The sequence below is a fragment of the Streptomyces bikiniensis genome, assembly GCF_000716625.1.
Classification (GTDB): Bacteria; Actinomycetota; Actinomycetes; order Streptomycetales; family Streptomycetaceae; genus Streptomyces; species Streptomyces bikiniensis.
The window spans coordinates 427,370-452,187 of record NZ_JNXJ01000015.1 but is presented as its reverse complement, the minus strand read 5'-3'; the positions used below and the strand labels follow the sequence as shown (position 1 = coordinate 452,187).

At 72.7% G+C, this 24,818-nt stretch carries 23 protein-coding genes; 16 read left to right on the top strand and 7 right to left on the bottom strand.

What is annotated here, in order from left to right; all coding sequences use genetic code 11:
• Positions 1-258: 258 nt before the first annotated feature.
• Entirely contained in the window at positions 259-900 is a 642-nt protein-coding gene (locus OO47_RS15160; RefSeq protein ID WP_030214236.1) for a hypothetical protein, read from the bottom strand.
• Between the two features lie 710 nt (positions 901-1,610).
• On the opposite strand from OO47_RS15160, the gene OO47_RS15155 reads away from it, so the two are divergent.
• Genes OO47_RS15155 through OO47_RS15095 form a run of 13 tightly spaced genes read left to right on the top strand, consistent with a single transcriptional unit; the run spans position 1,611 to position 13,913 of the window.
• Positions 1,611-2,624, top strand: a complete 1,014-nt coding sequence (locus OO47_RS15155) for an ABC transporter ATP-binding protein (protein ID WP_030214233.1) — start codon at positions 1,611-1,613, stop codon at positions 2,622-2,624.
• Positions 2,621-3,385 (top strand): MlaE family ABC transporter permease, encoded by a 765-nt coding sequence (locus OO47_RS15150; RefSeq protein ID WP_030214232.1) that lies wholly within the window; start codon positions 2,621-2,623, stop codon positions 3,383-3,385. The genes OO47_RS15155 and OO47_RS15150 overlap by 4 nt, the downstream gene beginning before the upstream one ends.
• Positions 3,386-3,390: 5 nt before the next feature.
• Positions 3,391-4,197, top strand: coding sequence for an MlaE family ABC transporter permease (locus OO47_RS15145; protein ID WP_030214230.1), 807 nt, complete (start codon positions 3,391-3,393; stop codon positions 4,195-4,197).
• A 1-nt stretch (position 4,198) separates the two neighbouring features.
• Positions 4,199-5,452, top strand: coding sequence for an MCE family protein (locus OO47_RS15140; protein WP_030214228.1), 1,254 nt, complete (start codon positions 4,199-4,201; stop codon positions 5,450-5,452).
• Positions 5,449-6,504, top strand: a complete 1,056-nt coding sequence (locus OO47_RS15135; RefSeq protein ID WP_030214227.1) for an MCE family protein — start codon at positions 5,449-5,451, stop codon at positions 6,502-6,504. Before OO47_RS15140 ends, OO47_RS15135 begins: the two co-directional genes overlap by 4 nt.
• On the top strand, positions 6,501-7,550 hold the full coding sequence (locus OO47_RS15130; protein WP_030214226.1) for an MCE family protein: 1,050 nt from the start codon (positions 6,501-6,503) through the stop codon (positions 7,548-7,550). Before OO47_RS15135 ends, OO47_RS15130 begins: the two co-directional genes overlap by 4 nt.
• Positions 7,547-8,572, top strand: a complete 1,026-nt coding sequence (locus tag OO47_RS15125) for an MCE family protein (protein WP_030214224.1) — start codon at positions 7,547-7,549, stop codon at positions 8,570-8,572. Before OO47_RS15130 ends, OO47_RS15125 begins: the two co-directional genes overlap by 4 nt.
• Positions 8,569-9,960: an MCE family protein gene (locus tag OO47_RS15120; RefSeq protein WP_030214221.1), complete on the top strand. Its 1,392-nt coding sequence runs from the start codon at positions 8,569-8,571 to the stop codon at positions 9,958-9,960. Before OO47_RS15125 ends, OO47_RS15120 begins: the two co-directional genes overlap by 4 nt.
• Positions 9,957-11,237, top strand: a complete 1,281-nt coding sequence (locus OO47_RS15115; protein WP_030214219.1) for an MCE family protein — start codon at positions 9,957-9,959, stop codon at positions 11,235-11,237. The genes OO47_RS15120 and OO47_RS15115 overlap by 4 nt, the downstream gene beginning before the upstream one ends.
• Positions 11,234-11,782 carry a hypothetical protein gene (locus tag OO47_RS15110; protein ID WP_030214217.1) on the top strand — a complete coding sequence of 183 codons (549 nt, stop codon included), beginning with the start codon at positions 11,234-11,236 and terminating at the stop codon, positions 11,780-11,782. Before OO47_RS15115 ends, OO47_RS15110 begins: the two co-directional genes overlap by 4 nt.
• Complete coding sequence (locus tag OO47_RS15105) at positions 11,779-12,459, top strand: membrane protein (RefSeq protein WP_033209090.1); 681 nt, start codon at positions 11,779-11,781, stop codon at positions 12,457-12,459. The genes OO47_RS15110 and OO47_RS15105 overlap by 4 nt, the downstream gene beginning before the upstream one ends.
• Before the next feature lie 50 nt (positions 12,460-12,509).
• Positions 12,510-13,052 (top strand): nuclear transport factor 2 family protein, encoded by a 543-nt coding sequence (locus tag OO47_RS15100; protein WP_030214213.1) that lies wholly within the window; start codon positions 12,510-12,512, stop codon positions 13,050-13,052.
• Positions 13,053-13,100: 48 nt separating this feature from the next.
• A complete protein-coding gene (locus tag OO47_RS15095) occupies positions 13,101-13,913 on the top strand; it encodes a hypothetical protein (RefSeq protein ID WP_030214211.1) in 813 nt (270 codons plus the stop codon).
• Positions 13,914-13,938: 25 nt separating this feature from the next.
• On the opposite strand, the gene OO47_RS15090 is transcribed toward OO47_RS15095, so the two are convergent.
• Both OO47_RS15090 and OO47_RS15085 read right to left on the bottom strand, forming a co-directional pair.
• Positions 13,939-14,721, bottom strand: a complete 783-nt coding sequence (locus tag OO47_RS15090; protein WP_030214208.1) for a putative protein N(5)-glutamine methyltransferase — start codon at positions 14,719-14,721, stop codon at positions 13,939-13,941.
• A complete protein-coding gene (locus tag OO47_RS15085; protein ID WP_030214206.1) occupies positions 14,714-15,196 on the bottom strand; it encodes a glutathione peroxidase in 483 nt (160 codons plus the stop codon). Before OO47_RS15085 ends, OO47_RS15090 begins: the two co-directional genes overlap by 8 nt.
• 43 nt (positions 15,197-15,239) lie before the next feature.
• Here OO47_RS15085 and OO47_RS15080 point away from each other — a divergent pair, with 43 nt between their 5' ends.
• Positions 15,240-15,470: a DUF6011 domain-containing protein gene (locus tag OO47_RS15080; RefSeq protein WP_030214203.1), complete on the top strand. Its 231-nt coding sequence runs from the start codon at positions 15,240-15,242 to the stop codon at positions 15,468-15,470.
• 109 nt (positions 15,471-15,579) lie between these two features.
• Positions 15,580-16,650 carry an RNA ligase (ATP) gene (locus OO47_RS15075; RefSeq protein ID WP_030214200.1) on the top strand — a complete coding sequence of 357 codons (1,071 nt, stop codon included), beginning with the start codon at positions 15,580-15,582 and terminating at the stop codon, positions 16,648-16,650.
• A gap of 52 nt (positions 16,651-16,702) precedes the next feature.
• Here OO47_RS15075 and OO47_RS15070 read toward each other — a convergent pair whose 3' ends face one another.
• Both OO47_RS15070 and OO47_RS15065 read right to left on the bottom strand, forming a co-directional pair.
• Complete coding sequence (locus OO47_RS15070; protein ID WP_030214197.1) at positions 16,703-17,566, bottom strand: acyl-CoA thioesterase; 864 nt, start codon at positions 17,564-17,566, stop codon at positions 16,703-16,705.
• Positions 17,567-17,580: 14 nt separating this feature from the next.
• Entirely contained in the window at positions 17,581-20,094 is a 2,514-nt protein-coding gene (locus OO47_RS15065) for a DEAD/DEAH box helicase (RefSeq protein WP_030214195.1), read from the bottom strand.
• A 131-nt stretch (positions 20,095-20,225) separates the two neighbouring features.
• Here OO47_RS15065 and OO47_RS15060 point away from each other — a divergent pair, with 131 nt between their 5' ends.
• Positions 20,226-21,017, top strand: coding sequence for a metal-dependent hydrolase (locus OO47_RS15060; protein WP_030214192.1), 792 nt, complete (start codon positions 20,226-20,228; stop codon positions 21,015-21,017).
• Between the two features lie 67 nt (positions 21,018-21,084).
• On the opposite strand, the gene OO47_RS15055 is transcribed toward OO47_RS15060, so the two are convergent.
• Positions 21,085-22,866: an ABC transporter ATP-binding protein gene (locus tag OO47_RS15055; RefSeq protein WP_030214189.1), complete on the bottom strand. Its 1,782-nt coding sequence runs from the start codon at positions 22,864-22,866 to the stop codon at positions 21,085-21,087.
• Positions 22,863-24,686: an ABC transporter transmembrane domain-containing protein gene (locus OO47_RS15050; RefSeq protein ID WP_030214185.1), complete on the bottom strand. Its 1,824-nt coding sequence runs from the start codon at positions 24,684-24,686 to the stop codon at positions 22,863-22,865. The genes OO47_RS15055 and OO47_RS15050 overlap by 4 nt, the downstream gene beginning before the upstream one ends.
• Positions 24,687-24,818 lie beyond the last annotated feature (132 nt).

The following is a 24,818-nucleotide window of genomic DNA, read 5'->3' as shown; positions in this document are numbered from 1 at the left end:
GGGTGCCGACGGGAGGAGGGGCCGGCGCGGGGCGCGGCCGGCCCGCGAAGGCGGGAAGCCGCGCCCTTACGGGTGGGAGCCGACGATCGTCGGAACGGTGGCGACGCCGCACTTCCTGATCGGTTCCTTCACGGTGCGGGGCTCTCCTCGGTGGTCGTCGCCCCCGCGCGGGAGCGGAGGGGAAGGGCGGTGGGACGCGCGGACAGCCCGCGCCCGCCCGACCGGGGTCGCCGGCCGGGCGGACACGGAGGGAACGCCTTACGGGTTGGAGCCCACGATCGTCGGGATGACGGTGGTGCCCGTCTTCTTGACGAGGTAGTCGCCCTTGAAGGTCGGCTTGGCGCCGACCGGGACGGCGGCACCGCAGCCGGTCGAGGAGACGACGGTCAGTTCGCCGGCGAGGCTGTTGACGGAGAGCTTGCCCGTCGAGTTGGTGTACGTGCCGGACGCCTTGCCCGTGACGCGGAAGACGCAGGCGCCCACGGTCACCTTGGCGTCGACGTTCCCGACGTAGCCCTTGGTGACCCCGGTCGCGGCGGTGTAGTCCTGCGCCACGATGGTCCAGGGGGTGGTCGCGACGGTGGTCACGTTGCCCAGGACGCTGGTGCAGGGGGCGCCGGAGGCGCCGAAGGAGATGGCGCTGATGGAGGCGACGGTCGCCGGGTTGCCGGTGGCGCTGGACATGGAGGCCGTGGCGGCCGACTTCGTACACGTCATCGCGATGCCGTTGACGCTCAGCACGATGTTCCCGCTGTTCGTCGCGGAGACGCCGACCGGCGACGGTGCCGGGCTGACGGTCCAGACCGTCGAAGGCACGGCCGAGGCCGGGGACACCGCGAGGGCGAACGCGGCGGAGGCGCCACCGGCGACGACGGCGAGCTTTCTGATGGGCTTCTTCATGGCTCTGGGACTCTCCTTGGGGATTGACCAGCAGAGGGTGGCCGCGGTGGAGGGGGACGAGCGGCCGGCGGCACGGGATTCCCCGGCTGCGAAACCTGACGTTACTTGCGGGAAACTTAGCTGAACAATGGCGAAGTCCATGATTCTTTGAAGTCGTCCGATTGCCTGTCAAGTGGGTGAGCGGTAGCGGGAATCGCCTTGGTTCCGGGGTGCGCAATGTCGACAATTATGATCGATCGCCCCAGGGGTGGGATCAAGCCGCGGTGCGATGGCCGCGCAAGCTCCGGAGAGGCTTGTATTCGCTCTTCCCGATGACAAGTCGAAGGGCGACTCTGTTTCCCCGATGACAAATATCCGGCCGTTCTTCCGCGTCTCCCGAAAACTCGGAACCCGGTATTGCCCCGGGAGGTTACTCGGCCGTAACGTTCCCCGGGCGGCGCTCAGTCGCAGGTCGGCGCGTACCCACAGGCCGGTCCGGCCGCCGCGCCGGGACGGGACTCCGGCGACGGAGACCCGCTCGCCGGGCCCTGAGGAGAAGCGACGCCCACTGTGTCTCGGCGGAGACAAAACCCGGTCCGGGCTTTGTCTCCGCGGTGACAAGAACGGCAATGGATCAAGGATCGCGGCGACGCGCCTATTGTCCCGGTGATCCGCACCGCCTTAACGTGCGCCCGCGGCGCGCGCCCCGACTCACGCCTGCTGGAGGTGGTATGGGAATCGAAGTAGCCGTTGAGGGTCTGACCATGTCCTTCGGCAAGCAGAACATCTGGCAGGACGTGACGCTGACATTACCGGCCGGAGAGGTGAGCGTGATGCTCGGCCCTTCCGGCACCGGCAAGACGGTCTTCCTGAAATCGCTCATCGGACTGCTGAAACCCCAGCGCGGCCGCGTCCTCATCGACGGGGTCGACATGGTCAGCAGCCCCGAACGCGACATCTACGAGACCCGCAAGCTCTTCGGCCTCATGTTCCAGGACGGGGCCCTCTTCGGCTCCATGACCCTCTTCGACAACATCGCCTTCCCGCTGCGCGAGCACACCCGCAAGCGGGAGTCGGAGATCCGGCGCATCGTCATGGAGCGCATCGAACTCGTCGGCCTCCTCGGCGCCGAGGGGAAGCTGCCGGGCGAGATCAGCGGCGGCATGCGCAAGCGCGCCGGCCTCGCCCGCGCCCTCGTCCTCGACCCCCAGATCGTGCTGTGCGACGAACCGGACTCCGGGCTCGACCCCGTCCGCACCGCCTACCTCTCCCAGCTGCTCATCGACCTCAACGCGCGGATCGACGCGACGATGCTGATCGTCACCCACAACCTGGACATCGCCGCCACCGTCCCCGACAACATGGGCATGTTCTTCCGGGGCGGCCTCGTCACCTTCGGCCCCCGCGAAGTCCTCCTCACCAGCGACGAACCGGTCGTCACCCAGTTCCTCGCCGGCCGCCGCGAAGGACCCATCGGCATGTCCGAGGAGAAGGACGCCGCCACCCTCGCCGCCGAGGCGGACAGCGCCGGAGGCGTACGGACGGACGCGCCCCGCGTCATCGTCCCGCAGCTGGAGCCCTCGCCCGGCCTCCCGCCCCGCGCGGCCGTCGCACGCCGCCGCGAACGGGTCCTCGGCATGCTCGACCGGCTGCCGCCCGCCGCCCGCGCCGCCATCCAGGACACCTACGCGCGGACCGCCGGAGCGCCCACCTTGCGCATGCCGGCCACCGGGAGCGGCTCGTGATCACCGGCGCGCTGCGGCAGACCGGCCGCCTCTTCGCCCTCGCCGCCGAGGTGAGCCGGGCCGTCTTCCGGCGACCCTTCCAGTTCCGGGAGTTCATCGAGCAGTTCTGGTTCGTCGCGAGCGTCACCATCCTGCCCGCCGCGCTCGTCTCGATCCCGTTCGGTGCCGTGATCGCCCTCCAGGTCGGCTCGCTCACCCAGCAGCTCGGCGCCCAGTCCTTCACCGGCGGCGCCAGCGTCCTCGCCGTCATCCAGCAGGCCAGCCCGCTCATCGTCGCCCTCCTGATCGCCGGCGCCGGCGGCTCCGCCATCTGCGCCGACCTCGGCTCCCGCAAGATCCGCGAGGAGCTCGACGCCATGGAGGTCATGGGCGTCTCACCCGTGCAGCGCCTGGTCGTCCCGCGCGTCCTCGCCACCATGGCGGTCGCCGTGCTCCTCAACGGCATGGTCTCCGTCGTCGGCACCCTGGGCGGCTACTTCTTCAACATCGTCCTCCAGGGCGGCACCCCCGGCGCCTACCTCTCCAGCTTCTCCGCCCTCGCCCAGCTGCCCGACCTCTACATCAGCGAACTCAAGGCCCTGATCTTCGGGTTCATCGCGGGCATCGTCGCCGCCTACCGGGGACTCAACCCCCGCGGCGGCCCCAAGGGCGTCGGCGACGCCGTCAACCAGTCCGTCGTCATCACCTTCCTGCTGCTGTTCTTCGTGAACATGGTGCTGACGGGCCTCTACCTGCAGATCGTCCCGCCGAAGGGAGGCTGAGGCCGATGGCCTCCCCGTTCGTCTGGCTCGACCGCTCCGGCGACCAGCTCCTGTTCTACGCCAAGGCGCTGCTCTGGATCCCGCGGACCCTGCGCCGCTACCTCAAGGAGGTGCAGCGGCTCCTCGCCGAGGTCGCCTTCGGCTCCGGCGGCCTCGGCGTCATCGGCGGCACCATCGGCGTGATGGTCGCGATGACCCTCTTCACCGGTACCGTCGTCGGCCTCCAGGGCCACGCGGCCCTCGAACAGATCGGCACCGCCGCCTTCACCGGCTTCGTCTCCGCCTACTTCAACACCCGGGAGATCGCCCCCCTCGTCGCCGGACTCGCCCTCTCCGCGACCGTCGGCGCCGGCTTCACCGCCCAACTCGGCGCCATGCGCATCAACGAGGAGGTCGACGCCCTCGAAGGCATGGGCATCCGCTCCATGCCGTACCTGGTCACCACCCGCATCATCGCCGGCGTCGTCGCCATCGTCCCGCTCTACGCGATCGGCCTGCTCTCCTCCTACCTGGCCTCCCGCTACGTCACCGTCCTCTTCAACGGACAGTCGGCGGGGACCTACGACCACTACTTCAACCTCTTCCTGTCACCGACGGACGTCCTCCTGTCGGTGCTCAAGGTGCTGATCTTCAGCGTGATGGTGATCATCGCCCACTGCTACTACGGCTTCCGCGCCTCCGGCGGCCCCGCCGGCGTCGGCATCGCCGTCGGCCGCTCCGTGCGCAACGCCATCGTGCTGATCAGCGTCACCGACTTCTTCCTGTCGCTGGCCCTCTGGGGCGCGACCACGACCGTGAAGGTGGCGGGGTGAGATGAGCGATCCACGAGCCCGGACCCTGAGCCGCCGGTTCGCCGGCGTCGTCTTCCTCCTGGTGCCCGCCCTGCTCGCCTGGCTGGCGGTCGCCGTCTACGAGAAGCGCTTCACCGACTCCGACCCGGTCGTCGTCGAGACCGGCAGCGTCGGCAACGAGATGCACCTCGGCGCCGAGGTCAAGCTGCGCGGCGTCGTCGTCGGCGAGGTCCGCGCCATCGAGTCCACCGGCACCGGCGCCCGGCTCACCCTCGCCATGCGGCCCGGCACCCTGGACCACGTCCCCTCCGACGTACGCGCCCAGATGCTCCCCACCACCCTCTTCGGCGAACGGTTCGTCGCCCTCGTACCGCCCGGCAACCCCTCGGCGAAGCCGCTGGGACCCGGCGCCGTCATCCCCGAGGACCGCTCCGACAACGCCGTCGAACTCCAGCAGGTCCTCGACAACGTCCTGCCCCTGCTCACCGCCGTCCAGCCGCAGAAGCTCTCGGCGACCCTCTCCGCCGTCTCCAGGGCACTGGAGGGACGCGGCGACAAGCTCGGCGACACCCTCACGCAACTCGACGCCCACCTGCGCGAGTTCAACCCCCACCTGCCCACCCTCAACAGGGACCTGAAAGAACTCGTGAAGGTCAGCCACCTCTACGCGGACGCCGCCCCGGACGTCCTCACCGCGCTCACCGACTTCACCACCACCAGCGGCACCCTCGCCGGGAAGGAGGCCGAACTGGCCGGCACCCTCGGCGCCACCACCCGGACGTCCCAGGACCTGACCGCCTTCCTGCGCCAGAACAAGGACAACGTCATCCGGCTCAGCGCCACGAGCCGGCCCACCCTGGAACGGCTCGCCGCGTACTCCCCGTCCTTCCCGTGCACCCTGCGCACCCTCGCCCAGTTCGTGCCCGCCATGGACAAGGCGCTCGGCAAGGGCACGAACCGGCCGGGACTCCACGTGAACGTCACCGCCGTGGCCCCGCGCGGCGCCTACGTCCCCGGCCGCGACACCCCCGCCTACGGCTCCGGCGGCGGCCCGCGCTGCCACCCCGTGCCCTACCTCGGCGCCCCGGCCGCACCCGCCGCCCGGGCCTCCGCCGCCGCCGACCAGGACCTCGGGCCCGCCAACTCCCCGCAGGAGAACGACCTCGTCAACGAACTCCTCGCCCCCGCCGCGAAGAAGCGGCCCGGCGACCTGCCGGACTGGAGCAGCCTCCTCGCCGGACCCGCCTTCCGCGGAGCGGAGGTGACCCTCCGATGACGAAGCCCCCCGCCCACACGCGACGGCGCGGCCTGACCGGCACGGTCCTGAAGTCCCTGGTGTTCGTCCTGGTCACGGCGTTTGCCACCACCGTCCTCGGCCTCAGCATCGCCAACACCGGCGTCGGCTCCGACACCGCCTCGTACAAGGCGCTGTTCACCGACGTCACCGGCCTCACCGAGGGCGACTCCGTCCGCATCGCCGGGGTGAAGGTCGGCGAGGTGACCGACGTGCGCGTCGTCGAACGCCGCACCGCCCAGGTCACCTTCACGGTCCGCGAGGACCGCACCCTGCCCCGCTCCGCCACCGCCGCCGTGAAGTACCTCAACATGGTCGGCCAGCGGTACGTCTCCCTCGACCGGGGCACCGGCGACCTGTCCGGCACGCTCCAGTCGGGGGACACCATCCCCCTGGAACGCACCACGCCCGCGCTCGACCTCACCCTGCTCTTCAACGGCTTCAAACCGCTCTTCGAAGGACTCTCGCCCGCCGACGTCAACGACCTCGCCGGCTCCCTCGTCCAGGTCCTCCAGGGCGAGAGCGGAACCGTCGACAGCCTCCTGCGGCACATCGGCTCCCTCACCAAGACCGTCGCCGCCAAGGACGAGGTCGTCGGCCAGGTCGTCACCCACCTCAACACCGTCCTGACCACCCTCAACGACCGCGAGGCCGGCTTCGACGACCTCGTCGTCACCCTCCAGAAGCTCGTCACCGGCTTCAACGCCGACCGCAAGCCCCTCGGCGAGGCCGTCCAGGCCATCGGCGACCTCACCACCACGACCGCCGGACTGTTCCAGGAAGGCCGCGCCCCCCTCAAGCAGGACATCCGCGAACTGGGCCGGCTCTCCGGGAACCTCGCCGACCGGACCCCCCGCATCGAGTCCTTCCTCGCCAACACCCCCGCCAAGATGACCGCCCTGGCCCGCCTCTCCTCGTACGGGTCGTGGTTCAACCTCTACCTCTGCGAGGCGCGCGTGAGCGGCGTGGGAACCTCCGACGGCTCCAAGCCCCCGACCGGCGTCGCCGTGACCGAATCGAGGTGCCGCGGATGAGCCCCCGCCCCCGGCTCAAGCCGGTCAAGGAGCGCAGCCCCGTCGCCGTCGCCGTCGCCGGACTCCTCCTCCTCGCCCTCCTCGCCACCCTCGCGTACAACGTGGAACGGCTCCCCCTCGTCGGCGGCGACACCGCCTACAGCGCCGACTTCACCGAGGCCGCCGGGCTCGACGAGGGCGACGAGGTGCGCATCGCCGGCGTCAAGGTCGGCAAGGTCACCGGAGTCGCCCTCGACGGACCCAAGGTCAAGGTGACGTTCGAGGTCGGCGACGCCTGGGTCGGCGACCGGTCGACCGCCGCCATCGCCATCAAGACCCTCCTCGGCGAGAAGTACCTGGCGCTCGACCCGCTGGGCTCCGCCCCGCAGGACCCCGGCACCCGCATCCCCCGGTCGCGCACCACCTCGCCGTACGACGTGACGCAGGCCTTCCAGGACCTCAGCGGCACCGTCGACGCCATCGACACCGAGAAGCTCGCGGAGAGCTTCGAGACCATCTCCGACACCTTCAAGAACTCCCCGCCGCACGTCCGCAACGCCGCCACCGGCCTCTCCGAACTGTCGAGGACCGTCTCCAAGCGCGACACCGAACTCGCCCGGCTCCTGGAGAACAGCAAGAAGTTCACCAAGACCCTGGAGGGCAGGAAGTCCAGCTTCGAGACGCTCATCGAGGACGGCGGCTCCCTGCTCGGGGAGCTCAAGAAGCGCCGCGACGCCATCCGCGCCCTGCTCAAGGGCAGCAGGGAGCTGGGCACCCAGCTCGGCGGCCTCGTCGGGGACAACGACCGGCAGCTCGGCCCCACCCTCAGGGCCCTCGGCCGCGTCACCGCCGTCCTGGAGAAGAACAGCGGCCAGCTCGACAAGACCCTCGCGCTCGTCGGCCCGTACTACCGGCTCGTCGGCAACACCCTCGGCAACGGCCGCTGGTTCGACAGCTACCTGTGCGGCGTGGTCCCCCGGACCTACCTGCCCGAAGCCTCGCAGCCCACGACCGGATGCCTGCCGCCGAAACAGACGGCGACGGCCAAGGGGAGCGGTGAACGATGACCAAGCCCAGAACGCCCCTCGCCGCCGGACTCGCCCTCGTGGTGCTCGCCGCCTGCGGATTCGTCGCCGTACGCGTCCTCGAACCCGACGGCACCCGCGTCACCGCCTACTTCGACCGGGCCGTCGGCGTCTACGCCGGCTCCGACCTGCGCGTCCTCGGCGTACGGGTCGGGGAGGTCGAGTCCGTCGAACCGCAGGGCACCCGCGTCCGCGTCCGGCTCCGCCTCGACGAGGGCGTCCGCGTCCCCGCCGGGGCCCGGGCCGTCGTCGTCGCCCCGAGCGTCGTCGCAGACCGCTACGTCCAGCTCGCCCCCGCCTACAGCGGCGGCCCCGCCCTCGCGGACGGCGCCGAACTGCCGGCCTCCCGCAACCGCGTCCCCGTCGAGATCGACCAGCTCTACGCGTCGATCACCGACCTGAGCGAGGCCCTCGGCCCGGACGGCGCCAACTCCGCCGGAGCCCTGTCCGCGCTCCTGGACACCGGGGCGAAGAACCTCAAGGGCAACGGTGCCTCCATCGGCACCTCCATCGAGGAGTTCGGCAAGGCCGCCAAGACCCTCGACGGCAGCAGCGAGCAGCTGTTCACCAGCCTCGCCCAGCTCCAGACCTTCACCACCATGCTCAAGAAGAAGGACGGCGACGTCCGCACCGCCCAGGAGCGCCTGGACGAGGTCGTCGGCTACTTCGCCGACAACAAGGACGACCTCACCGGCGCCCTCAAGGAGCTGGGCAAGGCCCTCGCCCAGGTCAAGACCTTCATCCAGGAGAACCGCGGTGAACTGAAGAAGAACGTCGACCGGCTCGTGCCCCTCACCCAGACCCTCGTCGACCAGCGCGCCTCCCTCGCGGAAGCCCTGGACGTCGCCCCGCTCGCCGCCGGCAACCTCGTCAACACGTACAACCCGAAGACCCGCACCCTCGACGGGCGCGCCAACCTCAACGAGATCAGCATGGGCGGCCCGCTGCTCCCGCTGCCGGTGGCCGGCGGCTCCGCGGCGGGCACCGGGAAGGGGGAGCGATGAGCCGCTCCACCTCGCCCTCCGGGAAGCTCCTCGGCGCCGGAGCCGTCGGCACGGTCGCCCTCGGCCTGGGCATCGCCGTCGTCCTCGGCATGGTCCCGGCCGACCCGCTCCGGTTCGACGGCATCGAGGACCTGCCGCTGCCCGGCGGCGCCGACCTCGGCTCCCACCCCTACACGGTCACCGCCGAACTGGAGGACGTCCTGAGCCTCGCGCCGCAGTCCGCGGTCAAGGTCAACGACGTCGCCGTGGGGCGTGTCACCGCCATCGAGCTGGTGCCCGGGAGCTGGACCGCCCGGGTCACCCTGAAGATCAACGGCGACGTCCGGCTGCCCGCCGACTCCGGCGCCCGCCTGGAGCAGTCCAGCCTCCTGGGCGAGAAGTACGTCCAGCTCGTCGCGCCGGGCGGAAACGGGAGCGGGAGCAGCGCGGGCAAGACCGGCGTCCGGCAGACCGCCGCGCGCCGGGGCGGGGACGACCTCACCGACGGCAGCGTCATCCCGCTGGCGCGCACCAGCCGGAACACCGAGGTCGAGGAGGTCTTCGGCGCCCTGTCGCTGCTGCTCAACGGCGGCGGCGTCAACCAGCTGAAGACCATCACCCGGGAACTCAACGCGGCGCTCGGCGGCCGCGAGCCCGAGGTCCGCTCGATGCTCAACCGGGTGAACACCCTGGTCACCGACCTGGACGCGCACCGCGGCGACATCACCCGCGCCCTCGACGGGGTCAACCGCCTCTCCGCCACCCTCGCCGGCCGCAAGAAGGACGTCGACACGGTCCTCACCGGCCTCTCGCCCGGCCTGAAGACGCTGGAGAACCAGCGGGGCTCCCTGCTGACCATGCTGCGCGCCCTGGACACCCTGTCCGGCGTCGCCGTCTCCACCGTGAACGCGAGCAAGAAGGACATGGTGGCCGACCTGAAGGCCCTCGCGCCGACCCTGAAGGCCCTCGCGGACGCCGGCGCCGACCTGCCCGAGTCGCTCCAGGTCCTGCTGACGTACCCCTTCACCGACGAGGTGATGCGGGGCATCAGGGGCGACTACCTCAACACCTATCTGCACCTCGCCGCCGCCCCCGGCACCGAGATCATCCCGCCCCTGATCCCCGAGGCCGATCCCGGCCCCGAGCCCACCCCGTCGTCCCCGGAGACGACGGAACCGGAGCCGGAGCCGGAGCCGGAACCCGAGCCCGTGCCGGAACCCGAGCCGGGCGCCCGTCAAAGCCGAAACCAAAGCCAGGGCCAAAACCAAAGCCGGGGCCAAAACCAAAGCCGGGGCCAAAACCAAAGCCAGGGCCACAACCAAGGCCGGGTCCCGAGCGCCGGACCGACCCTGCCGCTGCCCCCCGTCCACACGGGCGGCACCCCGACGCACGGAGGCGAGAACCGGTGATCACCCGCACCGTACGGCTGAAGAACCTCGCGTTCCTCGTCATCGCCGCCCTCGTCCTCGGCTTCGTCGGCATCCGCTACGCGGACCTCGGCCGCCACGTCGGCGTCGCCGACCACTACACCGTCAAGGTCCACCTCGCCCGTACGGGAGGCCTGTTCACCCACTCCGACGTCACCTACCGGGGCGTCTCCGTGGGACGCGTCGGCGACATCGGCCTCACCGCCGAAGGCGTCGTCGCCGAGCTGCGCATCAAGAAGTCGGCCCCCCGGATCCCCGCCGACGCGAAGGCCGTGGTCGCCGGGCTCTCCGCCGTCGGCGAGCAGTACATCGACCTGCGCCCCGAGAGCGACGGCGGCCCCTACCTCGCCGACGGCGCCCGCATCGAGCAGACCGACACCCAGGTGCCGGCCCCCGTCACCGACGTGCTCGCGAGCATGAACGACCTCACCACCTCCGTACCGCTGGAGTCCCTGCGCACGGTCGTCGACGAGTTCGGCAAGGCCTTCGAGGGCCACGGCGACGACCTCCAGGCCCTCCTCGACAACGGCAGCGCGTTCGTCCAGGCCGCCGACCGGGCCCTGCCCTCCACCGTCCGGCTCATCGACGACGGCGAGGTCGTCCTGCGCACCCAGGCCGACGAGAGCCGCGCCATCCGGGGCTTCGCCACCGGAGCCCGCGACCTCGCCGCCGCCCTCAAGGGCTCCGACGCCGACCTGCGGCGCCTCCTGACCGTCACCCCCGACGCGGCCGGCCAGGTCAGCGGCCTCCTGCGCGACCTCGACCCGAGCCTGAGCGTCGTCCTCGCCAACCTCCTCACCACCTCCGAGGTCGCCGTCACCCGGCAGCGCGGCATCGAGGAACTGCTCGTGAAGTACCCGGCGGCCGTCTCGGCCGGAGCCACCGCCGTCGACGGCGGAAAGGTCAACTTCGGCATGGCCGTCACCTTCTTCAAACCCCTGCCCTGCACCTCCGGCTACGGCGGTACGCGCTACCGCAACGGCCTCGACCTGGGCACCGCGCCCGCCCTCAACACCGGCGCGGCCTGCACGGGCTCCGCCGCTGCCGGGATCAACGTGCGCGGCTCGGCGCACGCCCCGAAGGGCGGCCCCGTACCCGTCCCGGCCAGGCCGGGCTCCCTGCCCTCGGGCAGCGCGGGCGCCGGTACGGCGGGCCCGCAGCGGCAGCCCCTGCCCGGCGCGCTCGCGCTGCCCGGCCAGGGCGGCGGCCCGACGGACATGGCCGGGCTCCTCGGCCTGGGCAGCGGAGGTACGCGATGAGGCGGGCGAGGGTCCTCGGGGCCGGCGCCCTCGTCGTCGCCCTCGGCTTCTGCGGCACCGGCGCGTGGACCTATGCGCAGGCCCGTTCGGACGAAGGCCTCTCCTTCGGCCGCGAACGGGACACCGCGCTCGCCGAGGGCCGGCGGCACCTCACCGTCCTGAACACGCTCGACGCCTCGACCCGCGAGCACGCCGAAGCGGGCGTACGGGCCTGGCGGGAGGCCTCCACCGGCCCGCTCCGCACCGAACTGGGCCGCACCGCGCCCGCGGTGGGCGCCTCGGCGCGCGCCGAGGTCACCGAGGCCGCCCTCACCGCGCTCGACGTGCGCGCCGGTACGGCGAAGCTCATCGCGACCGTGCGCGTCGACGTCACCCCCCGCGGGGGCGCCGCCGCGACCTCCGACCGCAAGCGGCTCGAAGCCGTCCTGAACCGCACCGGTGAGAACACGTGGAAGGTCGCGGCCCTGAGCGCGGTCCCCGTCGCCGGTGCGGAGGGAAGCGGGAAGGCGGAGGAGAACGAGAAGAAGGAGGGCGGGGACGAGTGACGCGACTGCTGCGCGGAACGGCGGAGGAGACGGACGGAAAGGCTCCGGACCTCGGGGCGGCCCCCGCCGAGGGCGGCCCCGAGCCGCACACCCCGGACGCCCCGCACACCCCGGACACCCCGGACACCCCGGACACCCCGGACGACGGCGACGACACCGGCGTCGGCAGCCGGTTCACCACCCGGTGGCGGACGGCCGTCCTCGTCGCGGCCGTCGTCGCCCTCCTCCTCGGCGGAAGCGCGTTCTTCCACGGGGCCCACCAGCTCCGCTCCACCCCCTCCGCCCGCAACCACGCGCTCACCGACACCGCGGCCACCACCCGCGTCGGCGGCGACGTCGGCGAAGGCCTCGCCCGGGTCTTCTCCTACGCGCCCGCCCAGGCCGACGCCGCCGAACGCTCCGCCAGGACCGTCCTCTCCGGGCGCGCGGCCCGCCAGTACGCCGACCTGTTCGCCCAGGTCCGCGCGAGCCTGGTCGCCCAGCGCGTCACCCTCACCACCCAGGCCGTCCGCACGGGGGTGATCGAACTCAAGGGGAACACCGCGCGCCTGCTCGTGTTCCTCGACCAGACCTCGCAACGGGACGGGGCACCCGCCACGTCCGCCGCCGCCCAGCTCACCGTCACCGCGGAGTTCCGGGACGACCGGTGGCTGATCGTCGACATCAAGGCCCGCTGAACGTGCGCACGGACACCAGCAGGCGTACGAGCGGGAGACGGGAGCACTCCATGACACGCACGGTCCGCACCCCGGCGGGCGTCCGGCCCGCCCTGGCGGTGGCCCTCGTCCTCACCCTCGTCGCGGGCGCCTTCGCGGCCTGGGCGGGCCGGGACTGGTACGCCGCGGCCCACGACGACTCCGCCGCGTACGCCGTGCAGCGCGACCGGGCGCTCGCGGCGGGGGAGCAGGCCGTGCAGAACCTCAACACGCTCGACCACCGGCGCGTGGACCAGGGCCTCGACCTCTGGGAGTCCTCCACGACCGGTGAACTCCACAAGCAACTCGTGGACGGGCGCACGGAGTTCGCCGGACAGGTGAAGGCCGCGAAGACGGTGACCACGGCCCGGGTGCTGTCCGGCGCCGTCACCGAGCTCGACGACCGCGCGGGACGGGCCCGGCTGCTGGTCGCCCTGCGCATCACCGTCACGACACCCGACAGCAAGAGCACCGACAAGGACAGCCGCATGCTGGGCGAACTGACCCGGACCGACGGCCGGTGGAAGCTCAGTGCCCTGGGGCAGGCCCCCGTGGGCGGCACGGCGGCCGGCTGACCGGCCCGTACCAGCGAGAGCCGCCCGCACGCGAAAGGACGACGCACGATGCCCACGCCCCGCCACCACCTCAACCGCCGGCGCCGCCGCCAGGCCCTCGCCGCCGCACCCGGGGACACGGCCCCCCGCCCCCGTACGTCCGTGGGCCTCCTGACCGAGCCCGCCGCCGAGGCCCGGCGGCGGACGGCGGCGAAGCCCGTACGGGAGGAGGCCGAAAAGGAGGCCGAAAGGAGAGCCGGAGCGAAGGCCGTACGGGAGGAGGCCGAAGAGAAGGCCGGGCGGCCGGACCGGGAAACCGCCGGGCGGCGGACCCGGTCACGCGGTCCCGTCCCCCTCGTCGTCCTCTGCGTCCTGACCCTCCTCCTCGGCGGCTTCGCCGGTTGGGCGCACAGCCGGGCGGGCGACCTCCGCGACGACCCCGCGCGCGGCAACACCGCCCTCACCGACCTCGCCCGTACCAGCGAGATCAAGGGACAGACCGCCGCGGCCGTCGCCGCGCTCTTCTCCTACGACCACGCCGACCCGGCCGCCTTCGAGGAGGCCGGGAAGGCCCTCCTCACCGGGAAGGCCGTCGAGCAGCACCGGACGCTGCTCGGCGGGGTGCTCGCCCGGGCGGCCGAGCAGAAGACGGTGATCACCACGGCGGTCACCGACAGCGCGGTCGAGCGGATCGACGGCGACCGCGCCCGGGTCCTGGTCTACGCCGACCAGAGCAGCGTGAGCACGGCCGGGACCACCAAGGGCGGCAAGCAGCAGAAGGCCCAGGACCAGGGGGTCTACGCGGGCGCGATGTTCGCCGTGGACGTCGTCCACCGGGACGGCCGCTGGCTCGTCGAGAACATCGACACCTTCGGCCGCTGAGCCGCCGGAACGCCGTCTGCGGGCCTCACCCGGCCCGCGTGGCGACCAGCACCGTCGCGTACCGCTCCTCGCACGTGACGACCTCCGCCTCCAGGCCGTGCGCGGAGACCGCCTCCAGCGCCGCACCGGCCTGCCGCTCGCTCGTCTCCACCAGCAGGTGCCCGCCCGGCGCCAGCCACTCCGGCGCCCCTGCGGCGACCCGCCGCAGCACGTCCAGGCCGTCCGGCCCGCCGTCGAGCGTGACGAGCGGTTCGTGGTCGCGGGCCTCGGGCGGCAGCAGGCCGATGTCCCCGGTGGGCACGTACGGCACGTTGGCGACCAGGACCTCGACCCGGCCCCGCAGCTCCGGAGGCAGGGGCGCGAACAGGTCCCCCTCGTACACCCGGCCGCCGCGCGGCCCGAGGTTCCGCCGGGCGCACTCCACCGCCGCCGGCTCGACGTCCGAGGCGTGCACCTCCGCGCCCTCGACCCGGTCGAGCAGCACCGCGGCCGCCGCGCCCGAGCCGCAGCACAGGTCGACGCAGAGCGCGCCGGGCGCGGCCAGCGCCACGGCCCGCTCGACCAGGAGACCGGTCCGCCGCCGGGGCACGAACACCCCCGGGTCCATGGCGATCCGCAGCCCGGCGAACTCGGCCCACCCCACGACGTGTTCGAGCGGCAGCCCGGAGGCCCGCCGCTCGACCATCAGGTCGAGCTCGGCGGGCCCGTGAGCGGCCGCGAGCAGCATCGCGGCCTCCTCCTCGGCGAAGACGCAGCCGGCGGCCCGCAGCCGCTCGACCACCCCCGCGCCGTCCACCACGTCAGACAAGCTGGGCCTCGATGGCCGCCACGACCTCGGGGGCGTCCGGCTCGGTGCGCGGACGGAAGCGGGTGACCCGCCCGTCCCGGCCGATGAGGAACTTCTCGAAGTTCCACTGCACGTCACCGGCCTCGCCCCCGGCGTCCGCGACCTTCACCAGCTCCGCGTAGAGCGGGTGGCGGTCCGGGCCGTTGACGTCCGTCTTCTCCAGGAGCGGGAAGGACACCCCGTACGTCGTCGAGCAGAACGTCCGGATCTCCTCCGCGCTGCCCGGCTCCTGGCCCGCGAACTGGTTGCAGGGCACGCCGAGCACGGTGAGGCCGCGCTCCCCGTACTCCTTCTGCAGCCGCTCCAGACCCGCGTACTGCGGGGTCAGACCGCACTGGGAGGCGACGTTCACGACCAGGACCGCGCGGTCCCGGTAGTCGGCCAGGGAGACCGGGTCGCCGGTCAGGGTCTTCAGCGGAATGTCGTACAGGCTCATGGCCGCTCCTCGCGCGAACAGGGGGATGGGGTTTGATCTGACCATGGGCGACGAACCACTGGCAATCCCGATCGAATCCCCCGCGCGACCGGCGCCGCGCCGGGTCCTCTGCCGGCTCTGCGGCCGCCCCCTGACGGGCGCGGACTCGCGCCGCACCGGTCTCGGCCCGACCTGCGACGCCAAGCTCCACCCGCCGGGCCCGGACATCCGCACCCGCCGCCACGAGGTGGAGCAGGACGCCCTGCCGGGCCTGGACCCGCCGGAAGCCCGGTGAGCCGCGCGACGCTACCAGCCGCGAAAACCGGTGGGCCAGCGGTTTCCGGCCCGGCAGGCTGGCCGCGATGAGAACGCCACCCGAGCCACCGGAACCGGAGTCCTGAACCGTGTCGACCCTGCGCGTCACCGCCGAAGTCCTGACCGTCCACCCCCATCCCAACGCCGACGCCCTGGAACTGGCCCAGGTCGGCCTCTACCGGGCCGTCGTCGCCAAGGGCGCCTACAAGACCGGCGACGCCGCCGTCTACATCCCCGAGCAGGCGGTGCTGCCCGCCGCGCTCATCGAGGAACTGGGCCTGACCGGGCGCCTCGCCGGCGGGAACGCGGACCGGGTCAAGGCCGTGCGGCTGCGCGGGGAGCTGTCCCAGGGGCTCGTCTGCCGGCCCGCCGCCCTCGCGGACACCGACCTGGTACGGGCCGCCGCCGAGGGCACCGACTTCGCGGAGCGGCTCGGCATCGTCAAGTGGGCGCCGCCGATACCGACGCACATGAGCGGCGACGTGGAGAGCGCGCCCGACCTGCTGCCCTGGGTCGACGTCGAGAACCTCCAGCGCTACCCGGGCGTCTTCGAACCGGGCGAGCCCGTCGTCCTGACGGAGAAGCTCCACGGCACGGCCTGCCTGCTGACGTACCACGCCGGGGACGGGCGCGTCCGGGTCTCCTCCAAGGGCTTCGGCGCCAAGGGCCTCGCCCTCAAGGAGGACCCGCGCAACCTGTACTGGCGCGCCGTCCACGGCCACGGCCTGGCCGCCGTCGCCGAACGCCTGGCGCAGCGCCTCGGCGCCCGCCGCGTCGGCCTCTTCGGCGAGGTGTACGGCGCCGGGGTGCAGGACCTGGCGTACGGCGCCGACGCCCGCGGCGGGACCGTCGGGTACGCGCTGTTCGACGTGTCCGCCGAGATCGACGGACAGGTCCGCTGGCTGGACCCGGCCGAGGTCCTGGAGCCCGGCGAGGTCCCGCTCGTCCCGCGCCTGTACTCCGGCCCGTACGACCTGGACACCGTCCTCGCCCACGCGAGCGGCCGGGAGACGGTCTCCGGCCGGGAGGCACACCTGCGGGAGGGCGTCGTCGTGCGGTCCGCGACCGAGCGGTACAGCCCGGTCCTGGGCGGCCGGGCCATCGCCAAGGCGGTCAGCCCGGCCTACCTCACCCGCAAGGGCGGCACCGAGTTCGAGTGACGGCCTCCGGGGGCCCGTCCGGCGGATCGTGGCCGGACGGGCCCCCGGACCCTCACAGCTTGCGGAACAGGCCCTCCTGGACCACCGACACCAGGAGCCTGCCCTCGCGGTCGTAGATCCGGCCCCGCGCGAGTCCCCGGCCGCCCGTGGCGATCGGGGACTCCTGGTCGTACAGGAACCACTCGTCCGCCCGGAACGGCCGGTGGAACCACATCGCGTGGTCGAGCGACGCCATGTCGAAGCCGCGCGGGCCCCAGAGGGGTTCGACCGGGATCCGGACCGCGTCGAGCAGGGTCATGTCCGAGGCGTACGTCAGGGCGCAGGTGTGGACCAGCGGGTCGTCGCCCAGCGGCCCCACGGCCCGCATCCACACCGCGCTGCGCGGATCGGCGCCCTCGACCTCCTCCTTCGTCCACCGCAGCCGGTCCACGTACCGGATGTCGAAGGGCTGCCGGCGGGCCATCCGCTCCAGGGCCTCCGGCAGCTCGCCCAGGTGGTCGCGGATCTCGTCCACCAGCATCGGCAGGCTCTCCGGGTCCGTCATGTGCCGGGGCGGCAGCTGGTGCTCGAACCCGGCCTCCTCCGGCCGGTGGAAGGAGGCCGTCAGATTGAAGATCGTCCGCCCCTCCTGCACCGCCGTCACCCGGCGGGTCGTGAACGAGCGCCCGTCGCGCACCCGCTCCACCTGGTACACGATCGGCACCCCGGGACGGCCCGGCCGCAGGAAGTAGGCGTGCAGCGAGTGCACCGGCCGGTCGTCCTCCACGGTCCGCCCGGCCGCCACCAGGGCCTGCCCGGCGACCTGCCCGCCGAAGACCCGCTGCAACGACTCCTGCGGGCTGCGGCCCCGGAAGATGTCGACCTCGATCCGCTCCAGGTCGAGCAGGTCCACCAGTCTCTCGGCGGGATTGGTCACCACGGCAACTCCTCCTACAGCTGTCCGACGGACGTCACGCGGACGACCGCGCGCCCCTCCTCGTCGGAGGCCGCGAGATCCACCTCCGCGCTGATGCCCCAGTCATGGTCGCCGTTCGGGTCGGCGAAGGTCTGCCGGACGCGCCACAGGCCGTGGGCGGCGTCCTCCTCGATGTTCAGCAGCTTCGGGCCGCGCGCGTCCGGGCCCGTACCGAGGTCGTCGTACTCGTCCCAGTACGCATCCATCGCCTCGCCCCACGCGTCCGCGTCCCAGCCGGACTCCGCGTCCAGCTCGCCGAGCGCGTCCACGTTGTCCAGGGCGGCCAGCTCCACGCGGCGGAACAGGGCGTTGCGCACCAGGACCCGGAAGGCGCGGGCGTTGGACGTGACCGGCTTGACCTGGTCGGCCTTCTCCTGCGCCTCCTCGGCCGTCTGGACCTCCGGGTTCGCCAGCTGCTCCCACTCGTCGAGGAGCGAGGAGTCCACCTGGCGCACCATCTCGCCCAGCCAGGCGATCAGGTCCTCCAGGTCCTCGGTCTTCAGGTCGTCCGGGATGGTGTGGTCGAGCGCCTTGTACGCGCTCGCCAGATACCGCAGGACGATGCCCTCGGTCCGCGCCAGCTCGTACCAGGAGGTGAACTCGGTGAAGGACAGGGCCCGTTCGTACATGTCGCGGATGACCGACTTCGGAGACACCGGGTGGTCGCCCACCCACGGGTGCGACGTCCGGTAGACGTTGTACGCGTGCCAGAGCAGTTCTTCCAGCGGCTTCGGGTACGAGATTTCCTGGAGCCGTTCCATCCGCTCCTCGTACTCGACGCCGTCCGCCTTCATCCTCCCCACGGCCTCGCCGCGCGCCTTGTTCTGCATGGCGGCGAGGATCTGGCGCGGGTCGTCGAGCGTCGACTCGACCACGGACACCATGTCCAGGGCGTACGAGGGGGATTCGGGGTCGAGCAGGTCGAACGCGGCGAGCGCGAACGTCGACAGCGGCTGGTTGAGCGCGAAGTCCTGCTGGAGGTCGACCGTCAGCCGGATCGTCCGCCCCTCCGCGTCCGGCTCGTCCAGCTGCTCCACCACGCCGCCGTCGAGCAGCGAGCGGTAGATCGCGATGGCCCGGCGGATGTGCCGCAGCTGCGCCTTGCGCGGCTCGTGGTTGTCCTCCAGGAGCCTCCGCATCGCCTCGAAGGCGTTGCCCGGCCGGGCGATCACCGAGAGCAGCATGATGTTGGTGACCTTGAAGCGGGAGGTCAGCGGCTCCGGCTCGGCCGCGATCAGCTTCTCGAAGGTCGTGTCGCTCCAGGCGACGAAGCCCTCCGGAGCCTTCTTGCGGACCACCTTGCGGCGCTTCTTCGGGTCGTCGCCGGCCTTCGCGAGCGCCTTCTCGTTCTCGATGACGTGCTCGGGGGCCTGCGCCACGACCAGCCCGGCCGTGTCGAAGCCGGCCCGGCCCGCCCGGCCCGCGATCTGGTGGAACTCCCGGGCGCGCAGCGTGCGCACCCGGTTGCCGTCGTACTTGGTGAGGGCCGTGAAGAGCACCGTGCGGATCGGCACGTTCACGCCCACGCCGAGCGTGTCCGTCCCGCAGATCACCTTCAGCAGACCGGCCTGCGCCAGCTTCTCCACCAGGCGCCGGTACTTCGGCAGCATGCCGGCGTGGTGCACGCCGATGCCGTGGCGCACGAACCGCGAGAGGTTCTGGCCGAACTTGGTGGTGAAGCGGAAGTTGCCGATCAACTCCGCGATCTTGTCCTTCTCCTCGCGCGTGCACATGTTGATGCTCATCAGCGACTGCGCGCGCTCGACGGCCTGCGCCTGCGTGAAGTGCACGATGTAGACGGGCGCCTGCCTGGTCTCCAGGAGCTCCGTCAGGGTGTCCGTGATGGGGGTGAGCCGGTACTCGTACGACAGCGGCACCGGCCGGGTCGCGGAGCGGACCACCGAGGTCGGCCGGCCCGTGCGCCGGGTCAGGTCCTTCTCGAACATCGACACGTCGCCGAGCGTCGCCGACATCAGCACGAACTGCGCCTGGGGGAGTTCGAGCAGCGGGATCTGCCAGGCCCAGCCGCGGTCCTGCTCGGCGTAGAAGTGGAACTCGTCCATGACGACCTGGCCGATGTCGGCGTACTTGCCGTCCCGCAGCGCGATCGAGGCCAGGACCTCCGCCGTGCAGCAGATCACCGGCGCGTCCGCGTTCACGGAGGCGTCGCCGGTCAGCATGCCGACGTTCTCGGTGCCGAAGAGCTTGCACAGGTCGAAGAACTTCTCCGACACCAGCGCCTTGATCGGCGCGGTGTAGAAGGTCACCTGGTCGTTCGCCAGCGCGGTGAAGTGCGCGCCGGCCGCGACCAGCGACTTTCCCGATCCGGTGGGGGTGGACAGAATGACGTTCGCACCGGAGACGACCTCGATCAGCGCCTCTTCCTGGGCCGGATAGAGCGTGATGCCCCGCTCCTCGGCCCAGGAGGAGAAGGCCTCGAAGAGGGCGTCGGGGTCGGCGGTCGGCGGCAGCTGGTCGATAAGGGTCACGCCCCCATCTTGCCTGGATTCCGTCCGGAGCAGGGAACCGGCCACCGGCGGTGTTGATCACGGGCGGTAGGCTCGTCCGTCGACCGGGCGCCAACCGAGCGCCGGCAGGGGAGAAACGAGGCGGGCCAACCATGATGGGACCGGCGCACTCGCTGTCCGGAGCGGCGGCCTGGCTGGGGGTCGGGGCCCTCGCGGCGGCCTACGACCGCCCGATGCCCTGGCCGGTCCTCGTCGTCGGCGCGCTCATCTGCGCGGGCGCGGCCCTCGCCCCCGACCTCGACCACAAGTCCGCGACCATATCGCGCTCCTTCGGGCCCCTCTCCAAGATCCTCTGCGGGATCATCGACAAGCTGTCGTACGCCGTCTACAAGGCCACCCGTTCCAAGGCCGACCCCCGGCGGACAGGGGGGCACCGGACCCTCACCCACACCTGGCTCTGGGCGGCCCTGATGGGTGTCGGGGCCTCCGCGGCGGCGGTCAGCGGCGGCCGGTGGGCGGTCCTCGCCCTCCTCTTCGTCCACGCGGTCCTGGCCGTGGAAGGCCTCCTGTGGAAGGCCGCGCGGGCTTCCAGCGACGTCCTGGTCTGGCTGCTCGGAGCGGCCGGCGCCTGGATCATGGCGGACATCCTCGAAGACCCCGGCAACGGCGCGAACTGGTTCTTCACCGGTCCCGGCCAGGAGTACCTGTGGCTCGGCCTGCCGATCGTCCTCGGCGCCCTCGTCCACGACATCGGCGACGCCCTGACGGTCTCGGGCTGCCCGGTCCTCTGGCCCATACCCGTCGGCCGCAAGTTCTGGTACCCGGTCGGCCCGCCCAAGTTCATGCGGTTCCGGGCCGGAAGCTGGGTCGAGCTGAAGGTCCTCACGCCCGCCTTCATGCTCCTGGGCGGGCTCGGCGGGGCCTCCGCGCTCGGCTACATATAGCCCCGTCCGTACGCACGGGTGAGGGCCCGCACCGGAGATCCGGAGCGGGCCCTCACCCGTGTACCGCTCATCCGTGCCAGGACCGCCACAGCGCCGCGTACGCCCCGTCCGCCGCGACCAGTTCGTCGTGGCTGCCGAGTTCGCTGATCCGGCCGGACTCGACCACGGCGATCAGGTCGGCGTCGTGCGCGGTGTGCAGCCGGTGCGCGATCGCCACGACCGTGCGCCCGTCGAGGACCCGGCCCAGGGACCGCTCCAGGTGGCGGGCCGCCCGCGGGTCGAGCAGGGAGGTCGCCTCGTCCAGGACCAGGGTGTGCGGGTCCGCCAGGACGAGCCGGGCCAGGGCGATCTGCTGGGCCTGCGCCGGAGTGAGCGTCCGGCCGCCCGAGCCGACCTCGGTGTCCAGGCCCGCGTCGAGCCCCCGGGCCCAGCCCTCCGCGTCCACGGCCGCGAGCGCCGCCCACAGCTCGGCGTCGTCGGCCCCGGCCCGAGCCAGCAGCAGGTTGTCCCGGAGGGAGCCCACGAAGACGTGGTGCTCCTGGTTGACCAGGGCCACGTGCTCGCGGACCCGCTCGGCGGGCATCCGCGCCAGCTCGGCCGCGCCGAGCGTGACCGAACCGGCCCTCGGGGCGTACACGCCCGCGAGCAGCCGCCCGAGGGTGGACTTGCCCGCCCCGGACGGGCCGACCAGGGCGAGCCGGGTGCCCGGCGCCACCGTCAGGGACACCTCGTGCAGCACGTCGGCGCCCTCCCGGTAGCCGAACCCCACCTCGTCCGCCCGCACCGTCCGGCCCTCGGGCCGCACCGTCCCGTCGCCCGTCTCCGGCTCGATGTCCCGGACGCCGACGAGCCGGGCCAGCGACACCTGCGCGACCTGGAGCTCGTCGTACCAGCGCAGCACGATCCCGATCGGTTCCACCAGCATCTGCGCGAGCAGCGCGCCGGTGGTCAGCTGCCCCACGTCGATCCAGCCCCGCAGCACGAACACCCCGCCGATCAGCAGCACGGCGCACAGCACCGTCGTGTGGGTGAGGTTGACGACGGGGAAGAGCACCGACCGCAGGAAGAGCGTGTACCTCTCCCACGCGACCCAGTTCTTGATCCGCCGGTCCGACAGGGCGATCCGGCGCCGGCCGAGGCGGTGCGCCTCGACCGTGCGGCCCGCGTCGACGGTCTCGGCGAGCGCGGCGGCCACCGCCGCGTACCCCGCCGACTCCGAGCGGTACGCCGAGGGCGCCCGCTCGAAGTACCACCGGCAGCCCACGACCAGGAGCGGCGCGGCGAGCAGCACGGCGAGGGCGAGCGGCGGCGCGGTCACCGCGAGGCCGCCGAGCAGCAGCCCCGCCCACACGACGCCGACGGCCAGCTGGGGCACGGCCTCGCGCATCGCGTTGGCGAGCCGGTCGACGTCCGTGGTGATCCGGGAGAGCAGGTCGCCGGTCCCGGCCCGTTCGAGCACGCCCGGCGGCAGGCCCACCGCGCGCACCAGGAAGTCCTCGCGCAGGTCCGCCAGCATCTCCTCGCCGAGCATGGCCCCGCGCAGCCGGACGAGCCGCACGAAGACGGTCTGGACGAGGAGTGCGCCCGCGAACAGCGCGACCGTGCGCTCCAGGTGCAGGTCGCGGGCCCCGGCCGCCAGGTCGTCCACCACCGAGCCCAGCAGGTAGGGGGCGACCATCGAGGCGATCACGGCGACCGCGTTCACCCCGACGAGCAGGGCGAACGCCCGGCGGTGGCGGCGGAGCAGGTCGCGCACGTAGGCGCGGACGGTCGAGGTCGCGGCGACGGGCAGCGTCGTCGCCGTCGTCGGGGCCCCCGGGTCGTACTCCGGCGGAGCCAGGCCGATCATGCCGATTCCCCTTCCAGCGCTTCTTCCGCTTCCAGCGGGTCCCCGGGAGCGGGGACGGCGGCGAGCTCCTCGTCCGTCTCGCGGGTGACGACCGCGCGGTAGCGGGGCTCCCGGGCGAGCAGTTCGCGGTGGGTGCCGACGGCGACCGCCGCGCCCTCGTGGACCAGGACGACCCGGTCGGCCCGGTCCAGGAGCAGCGGCGAGGAGGCCAGGACGACGGTGGTGGCGCCCGCGCGCAGCCCGGCGATCCCGGCGGCCACCCGCGCCTCGGTGTGCGCGTCGACGGCCGAGGTCGGCTCGTCCAGCACCAGTACTTCCGGGTCGGCCACCAGGGACCGGGCGAGCGCCAGGCGCTGGCGCTGGCCGCCGGAGAGCGACCGGCCGCGCTCGGTGATCCGGGTGCGCATCGGGTCGCCGCCGGTGTCCACGGAGGCCTGGGCCAGGGCGTCGAGGACGTCCTCGCAGCGGGCGGCGGCCAGCGCGTCCTCGGCCCGCACCGCGCCCGAGGAGGGCACGTCGAGCAGTTCGCGCAGGGTGCCGGAGAGCAGCACCGGGTCCTTGTCCTGGACGAGGACGGCGGTACGGGCGGTCTCCAGGGGCAGTTCGTCGAGCGGGACCCCGCCCAGGAGCACCGGGGCGTGACCGGCCTCCGGCTCGGCCGGATGGCCGCCGAGCCGGTCCGCGAGCCGTCCGGCCGCGTCCGGGTCGCCGCAGACGACGGCGGTGAACAGACCGGCCGGGGCGCGCAGCCCGGTCAGCGGGTCGTACAGGTCGCCGCCCGCCCCCGGCCGCCCGCCCCCGCCGGCCGTGGTCACGGTCGTCGTGGTCCGGGTCAGGGCGAGGACCCGGGCGGCCCGCTTCGCGGACGGCCGGGAGAAGGAGAACGCCATCGCGATCTCCTCGACGTTGCGCAGGGGATGGTGGGTCAGGGCCACGGCGCCGTAGACGGTGACCAGTTCGCCGACCGAGATCCGCCCGTCGAGCGCGAGCCGGGCCCCGTACGCCACCACCACGATGAGCAGGACGCCGGGCAGCACGACCTGGATCGCGGCGATCAGCGCCCACATGCGCGCGCTGTGCACGGCCGCCCGGCGGACCTCCTGCGAGGCGGCGCGGTAGCGGCCGAGGAACAACTCCTCGCCGCCGATGCCGCGCAGCACGCGCAGCCCGGCGACGGTGTCGGAGGCCAGCTCCGTGGCCCGGCCCGCCTTCTCGCGCTGGACGTCGGCCCGGCGGGTGGCGCGGGGGAGGAGCGGCAGCACCGAAAGCGCGAGGACCGGCACGCCGACGGCCACCACGGCGCCCAGGGCCGGCGCGTAGACGACGAGGCCCGCGCAGACGGCCACCAGGACGACGGCGCCCGCCGCGAACCGGGACAGGGCCTCGACGAACCAGCCGATCTTCTCGACGTCGCCGGTGGAGACGGCGACGACCTCGCCCGCGGCGACCCGCCGGGTCAGGACGGAGCCGAGCTCGGCGGTCTTGCGGGCCAGGAGCTGCTGCACCCGGGCGGCCGCGGTGATCCAGTTGGTGACGGCGGTCCGGTGCAGCATCACGTCGCCGGTCGCGACCGCCGCGCCGAGGAGCACGAGCAGCACCCCGGCGAGCGCGAGCCGCCCGCCGTCGCGGTCCACCACCGCCTGGACGGCGAGCCCGACGCCGAACGGCAGCCCGGCGATGCCCAGGTGGTGCAGCAGCCCCCAGAGCAGGGACTTCACCTGCCCACCGAGCTGCTGACGGCCGATCCAGACGAGGAACCGCGTGCCCGAACGGACGTCGGGCACCCCGGGATCGGCGTAGGGAAGATCTCGAATCTGCATGGCGTCCCAGGAGCTCCGGGTCGGACGGGGGAAACGCGCGCCGGGGATGCGCGGCGGCGTCGGAAACCGTGCAAGGTTCGCTTTTTCCCCGCGTACCGGCAAACGATTTTCCACCCGGGAGGAACAGATCCG

Excerpts from the sequence above, each read along its gene's own strand:
- OO47_RS15160 (WP_030214236.1), bottom strand. The coding sequence starts at position 900 with ATGAAGAAGCCCATCAGAAAGCTCGCCGTCGTCGCCGGTGGCGCCTCC.
- OO47_RS15155 (WP_030214233.1), top strand. The coding sequence starts at position 1,611 with ATGGGAATCGAAGTAGCCGTTGAGGGTCTGACCATGTCCTTCGGCAAG.
- OO47_RS15145 (WP_030214230.1), top strand. The coding sequence starts at position 3,391 with ATGGCCTCCCCGTTCGTCTGGCTCGACCGCTCCGGCGACCAGCTCCTG.
- OO47_RS15140 (WP_030214228.1), top strand. The coding sequence starts at position 4,199 with ATGAGCGATCCACGAGCCCGGACCCTGAGCCGCCGGTTCGCCGGCGTC.
- OO47_RS15135 (WP_030214227.1), top strand. The coding sequence starts at position 5,449 with ATGACGAAGCCCCCCGCCCACACGCGACGGCGCGGCCTGACCGGCACG.
- OO47_RS15130 (WP_030214226.1), top strand. The coding sequence starts at position 6,501 with ATGAGCCCCCGCCCCCGGCTCAAGCCGGTCAAGGAGCGCAGCCCCGTC.
- OO47_RS15125 (WP_030214224.1), top strand. The coding sequence starts at position 7,547 with ATGACCAAGCCCAGAACGCCCCTCGCCGCCGGACTCGCCCTCGTGGTG.
- OO47_RS15120 (WP_030214221.1), top strand. The coding sequence starts at position 8,569 with ATGAGCCGCTCCACCTCGCCCTCCGGGAAGCTCCTCGGCGCCGGAGCC.
- OO47_RS15110 (WP_030214217.1), top strand. The coding sequence starts at position 11,234 with ATGAGGCGGGCGAGGGTCCTCGGGGCCGGCGCCCTCGTCGTCGCCCTC.
- OO47_RS15100 (WP_030214213.1), top strand. The coding sequence starts at position 12,510 with ATGACACGCACGGTCCGCACCCCGGCGGGCGTCCGGCCCGCCCTGGCG.
- OO47_RS15095 (WP_030214211.1), top strand. The coding sequence starts at position 13,101 with ATGCCCACGCCCCGCCACCACCTCAACCGCCGGCGCCGCCGCCAGGCC.
- OO47_RS15085 (WP_030214206.1), bottom strand. The coding sequence starts at position 15,196 with ATGAGCCTGTACGACATTCCGCTGAAGACCCTGACCGGCGACCCGGTC.
- OO47_RS15080 (WP_030214203.1), top strand. The coding sequence starts at position 15,240 with ATGGGCGACGAACCACTGGCAATCCCGATCGAATCCCCCGCGCGACCG.
- OO47_RS15060 (WP_030214192.1), top strand. The coding sequence starts at position 20,226 with ATGATGGGACCGGCGCACTCGCTGTCCGGAGCGGCGGCCTGGCTGGGG.
- OO47_RS15055 (WP_030214189.1), bottom strand. The coding sequence starts at position 22,866 with ATGATCGGCCTGGCTCCGCCGGAGTACGACCCGGGGGCCCCGACGACG.
- OO47_RS15050 (WP_030214185.1), bottom strand. The coding sequence starts at position 24,686 with ATGCAGATTCGAGATCTTCCCTACGCCGATCCCGGGGTGCCCGACGTC.